At 71.1% G+C, this 4,805-nt stretch carries 5 protein-coding genes; 2 read left to right on the forward strand and 3 right to left on the reverse strand.

The annotated features are described in order from the left end of the window. Positions 1 to 663: glycoside hydrolase N-terminal domain-containing protein (locus AB0C29_RS33970; protein ID WP_360829026.1), on the reverse strand; the 663-nt coding region annotated here is incomplete at its 3' end. Positions 664 to 711: 48 nt separating this feature from the next. Here AB0C29_RS33970 and AB0C29_RS33975 point away from each other — a divergent pair. Next, the gene (locus AB0C29_RS33975) at positions 712 to 2,727 is read left to right on the forward strand and encodes a beta-galactosidase (RefSeq protein ID WP_360829029.1); all 2,016 of its coding nucleotides are present in this window, start codon (positions 712 to 714) and stop codon (positions 2,725 to 2,727) included. On the opposite strand, the gene AB0C29_RS33980 is transcribed toward AB0C29_RS33975, so the two are convergent. Further along, complete coding sequence (locus tag AB0C29_RS33980) at positions 2,717 to 3,418, reverse strand: GH12 family glycosyl hydrolase domain-containing protein (protein WP_360829032.1); 702 nt, start codon at positions 3,416 to 3,418, stop codon at positions 2,717 to 2,719. The two genes, AB0C29_RS33975 and AB0C29_RS33980, sit on opposite strands and share 11 nt — an antisense overlap. A 178-nt stretch (positions 3,419 to 3,596) precedes the next feature. On the opposite strand from AB0C29_RS33980, the gene AB0C29_RS33985 reads away from it, so the two are divergent. After that, a complete protein-coding gene (locus AB0C29_RS33985; protein WP_360829035.1) occupies positions 3,597 to 4,715 on the forward strand; it encodes a glycosyl hydrolase 53 family protein in 1,119 nt (372 codons plus the stop codon). Positions 4,716 to 4,724: 9 nt separating this feature from the next. Here AB0C29_RS33985 and AB0C29_RS33990 read toward each other — a convergent pair whose 3' ends face one another. Continuing rightward, positions 4,725 to 4,799 carry a DUF6186 family protein gene (locus AB0C29_RS33990; RefSeq protein WP_360829038.1) on the reverse strand — a complete coding sequence of 25 codons (75 nt, stop codon included), beginning with the start codon at positions 4,797 to 4,799 and terminating at the stop codon, positions 4,725 to 4,727. Between the last annotated feature and the right edge of the window lie 6 nt (positions 4,800 to 4,805).

Raw genomic sequence — 4,805 nt, forward strand, 5'->3', positions numbered from 1 at the left:
GGCGTCCGAGCGCACCGCCGAGCCGTCGACGTCGCCCGCCACCGCTCGGCAGCGCACCCGGTAGCCGGTCAGCGCGCCGGGCCACGTCGCGTCGAACTCGGCCGTCAGCAGGATGCCGTCCGCGCCGGAGTCGGTGCGGGCCCGGACCGGACGCGGTGGCGTTCCGTCGATCAGTCCCAGCGCCAGGCTGCCGCGGAAGCCGCCCGTCGCCGACAGTCGCACCACGATCGCGTCCGCCGGGCGCGAGGCGAAGACCTCCACCCGTGTCTCGCCGAGCTCGTCCCAGCAGCGCAGGACGACCAGTCCGGTGGCCGGATCGACGCTGCGCTCGTGGTTCGCGGCCGGGCGGCGGGGGCGCACGGTCAGCGTCGCGGCGCCGACCAGGGGATCGATCCAGACCGTCTCCGCGTACGCGGGTTCGCCGGCCGCCGCGCGCTCGCACACCTCCTGGGCGGCCCGCGCGTACTGCCCCTGGTCGAGCAGGTCCCGCAGGCGCGGCAGGATCGTAGCGGTGTCCGGGGCCGGCAGGGGTGCCCGCAGCGGCAGGAACAGCCGTTCGTGCGAGACGGTCAGCCGGATCCCGGCCGGGGTGCCCCAGCACAGCGCGCCCTGCCGCCCGTTGCCGGTCACCAGCGCGTGCTCCCAATTGACAGCGTCCTGCACCGGCCCTAGTTTGGCGGGAATCCCAACAAACGACAAGCGGGGAGCGGCATGCCGGGGCTGCTGTACGGCGGGGACTACAACCCCGAGCAATGGCCGGCCGGTGTGCAGGCGGAGGACGCCGAGCTGATGCGCCGGGCCCGGGTGACCACCGCGACCGTGGGCGTCTTCGCCTGGTCGAAACTGGAGCCGGCCCCGGGCCGCTACGACTTCGGCTGGCTCGACGAGGTGCTCGACCGCCTGGCCGCCCACGGCATCGGCGTGGCCCTGGCCACCCCCACCGCGTCCCCGCCACCGTGGTTCAGCCTCGCCCACCCCGAGGCGCTGCCGGTCAACGCCGACGGGGTACGGCTCAGCCACGGCAGCCGCGACACGTACTGCGCGAGCGCACCGGCGTACCGCACGGCCGCCCGCCGCATCGCCGCCGCGCTGGGCGAGCACTACCGCGGTCACCCCGCGCTGGCGATGTGGCACGTGCACAACGAGTACGGCACCACTTGCCACTGCGAGCTGACCGCCGAGGCGTTCCGGGCCTGGCTGCGCGGGCGTTACCAAGGACTGGACGAGCTCAACGACGCCTGGACCACGGCCTTCTGGGGCCAGCACTACACCGACTGGGCGCAGATCCGGCCGCCGCGGCGCACCCAGTACCTGCCCAACCCGGCCCAGGTGCTGGACTTCCGGCGCTTCACCTCCGACGAGCTGCTGGCCGCGTACACCGAGCAGCGCGACGTGCTGCGCGCCGCGACGCCCGGCGTGCCGGTGACGACGAACTTCGTCCTCGGCGGATGGGTGCCGGTCGACCACGCCCGCTGGGCCCGCGAGGCGGACCTGGTCGCCATCGACCACTACCCGTCGGAGACCGGGATGGCCGCGGAGGAACAGGCGGCGTTCGCGGCGGACCTGGCCCGCGGCTGGGCCCGGCAGAGCCCGGGCGGACCGCACTGGCTGATGATGGAGACAGCGCCGAACCTGATCTACACCGCCGACCGGATGCACACCAAGGAACCGGGACGGATGGCCCGGCAGAGCCTGGCCGCCGTGGCCCGCGGATCGCGGGGAGCGCTGTTCTTCCAGTGGCGGGCGCCGCGCGGCGGGGCCGAGCTGTTCCATTCCGCGCTGGTGCCGCACGCCGGCCCGGACAGCCGGGTGTTCCGCGAGGCGGTCGCGCTGGGCGAGGCGTTGAACCGGATCGGCGAGACGGCCGAGGGAACGGTGCAGGCGCGGGTGGCGATCGGATACGACGAGCCGTCGGCGTGGGCACTGCAGGGGGCGGGGTTGCCGTCCAAACGGCTGGACCACGCCGAGGAGGCGCAACTCGCGCACCGGGTGCTGTGGCGGCGGGGGTTTGTGTGCGACGTGATCGGTGTGCTGGAGGGGCTGCCGGCGTACCGGATGCTGGTTCTGCCCGGGCACTACCTGATGACCGACGGCCAGGCGGCGGAGCTGCGGGCCTGGGTCGAGGCGGGTGGGCATCTCGTGGTCACGTACCTGACCGGGATCGCCGATGAGCATGCGCGGGTGCGGACCGGCGGCTACCCGGGGGCGCTGCGGGAGCTGCTCGGGATCCGGGTGGAGGAGTTCCATCCGCTCGGCCCGGACGACCGCGTCGCACTCACCCCGGCAACCTCCGGCGACTTGTGGCCGGCGGCGAGCGGGGAGCTGTGGAGTGAGACCGTGCACCTCGCCGGGGCGCACGCTCTCCTCCGGTACGCGGCTGGTGTCCTCGACGGTCTGCCCGCCGTCACGCGGCATGCGGTGGGGGACGGCATGGCGTACTACGTCTCCACCCGCCTTGACCCGGAGGCTTACGGGCATCTGTTGGCCACGGTGGCCGCGTCGGCCGGCGCCGGGCCCGAGCTGTCCGGCCTGCCTTCCGGAGTGGAGGCGGTGCGCCGGCAGGCCGGTGACCGGTCGTGGTTGTTCCTGCTGAACCACACCGGCGACGAGCACGAGGTGCCCGCCGCCGGCATCGATCTGCTGACCGGCACGACCGTGACCGACGCGATCCGGCTGCCGGCCGGCGGGGCCGCGGTCGTCCGCCAGGCCTGGCCCGCTAGCCGGTGACCGAGAAGGAGTTGGTGACGAAGTCCTTGCCGCCGGCCGCCGAGGTGATCTCGTAGCCGAGCTGCACGTTGCCGATCGTCACGTCGCCGAACCAGCCACGGGCTCGGATCCACTGGGCGATCGCCCGGATGTCCACGGTGCCCGCGCTGGTGTTGCTGGTCCGCACGAACGAGTAGACCTGGTTCGCCCCGTTCGAGCCGCGGTAGATGGCCCACGTGTGGCCGCCGACCGACGTGGTCGTCTGGAGGCTGCCCAGCGGGCCGACCGGGCCGTACTTGTTCATCCACAGCATGATCTCGTGCGCGTTGTCCGACGACCAGATGTCGTACGCGGTGGTGAAGGCGACGCCGCTGGTCGGCACGGTGACGTTGAAGCTGCTGGTGGTCGTGCCCAGCGCGCTGACCCGTTTGCCGAGGTAGCGGGTGGCGTTCGGGTACGACTTGATGCCGCCGGTGTTGGGGTGGTTGGCCCACACGCCCCAGTTCGAGGCGGAGTTGGCCCAGATCGTCTGCGGGCCGTAACCGGATCCCCAGACGTTGTTGTAGAGCGTGTAGCCGTTGCTCGACCAGGTGCCCCACCGGTCCGTCGACGACCACACGGCCGCCTGGGCCGGCGCCGCGACCAGGGTGGCGGCCGCGGTCAGCAGCCCGGCGACGAGCACGCCGGTGAGCAGGCGCAGCGTACGTCTCATGATCACTCCGTCCTTAGTATGGAATCACAACTAACTAGAACGATACATGTCGATTGGTTGACGGACATGGACTGTGAGCGCTCCCAAACCTGCTGGCAACGTGTTTACAACGTGCTGGTAACCGGATTACTGTGAGCGCTCCCAGCATTGAACGGCATCGATCGACAGGCGGTCGCGCATGTTTCTCCGTGAAGTCCGGAAGCGGATCGGCGTCCTCGGCGCCTTCCTCGCCGTCACCCTGCCCGCCGCGGCCCTCGGAGCGCCCGCCGAGGCGCAGGCCGCCACACTGTCGATGCGTGGCGCCGACGTCTCCACCCTGCAACGAGCCGTGGACCTGGGCGCGAAGTACTACACGGCGGCCGGCGCGGAGGCCGACCCGCTCGACATCCTCAAGGGCGCGGGCGTCAACTACGTGCGGCTGCGGGTGTGGAACAACCCGGCCAGCGGCTACAACAACGCCGCCAAGGTGCTGGCGTACGCGCGGACGGTCAAGGCCAAGGGTTTCAAACTGCTGGTCGACTTCCACTACTCCGACACCTGGGCCGATCCCGGCGTGCAGACCAAGCCGGCCGCCTGGTCGAGCCACGGCATCAGCACGCTGACCAAGGACGTCTACGACTACACGTACGGGCTGTGCACCAGTCTCAAGGCGCAGGGCACCACCCCGGACAGTGTGCAGATCGGCAACGAGATCAACGTCGGCATGCTGTGGAACGACGGCAAGGTGGTCAACAACGACTTCACCAATCTGAGCCTGCTGCTGAAGTCGGGCTACAACGCCACCAAGGCCTGCAACGCCTCGACCCAGGTGATCATCCACACCGCCAACTCCGACAGTGACGCGCACGCCCGCTGGTTCTACGACGGCATCCGGGCCAAGGGCGTCGCCTGGGACATCACCGCCCTGTCGTACTACTGCAACTGGCACGGCACGATGGCCAACATGACCAGCGTCGTCGCCGACATGATCTCCCGGTACGGCAAGCCGGCGATCCTGGCCGAGACCGCGGCCCCGTTCACGAACAACAACGCGGACAGCACGGGCAACAGCATCACCACCGCCTGCCCGGGCTACCCGGCGACCTGGGCCGGCCAGGCGGCGGCGTTCACGGCGACGCAGAACGCGGCCAAGGCGGGCGGCGCGATCGGCGTCTTCTACTGGGAGCCGACCTGGACGGCGGTGCCCGGCAACGGCTGGAACCCGGCGAACATCGCGACCTCCGGCGACGGCTGGGACAACATGGCCGTGTTCAACTGGACCAACGTCTTCAACGGCTCCGTGAAGTGGATCAGCTGACCGGTCACGTCACCGGGCCAGGAAGTGCCACCCCAGCCAGAGCCAGGCCCCGAACACGACGACCCGTCCGCCGCGTGACCGCATCGCCGC

This window comes from Actinoplanes sp. NPDC048791 (assembly GCF_040650095.1).
Classification (GTDB): Bacteria; Actinomycetota; Actinomycetes; order Mycobacteriales; family Micromonosporaceae; genus Actinoplanes.

Coding starts and splice junctions, on each gene's coding strand:
- AB0C29_RS33985 (WP_360829035.1), top strand. CDS start 3,597: ATGTTTCTCCGTGAAGTCCGGAAGCGGATCGGCGTCCTCGGCGCCTTC.
- AB0C29_RS33980 (WP_360829032.1), bottom strand. CDS start 3,418: ATGAGACGTACGCTGCGCCTGCTCACCGGCGTGCTCGTCGCCGGGCTG.
- AB0C29_RS33975 (WP_360829029.1), top strand. CDS start 712: ATGCCGGGGCTGCTGTACGGCGGGGACTACAACCCCGAGCAATGGCCG.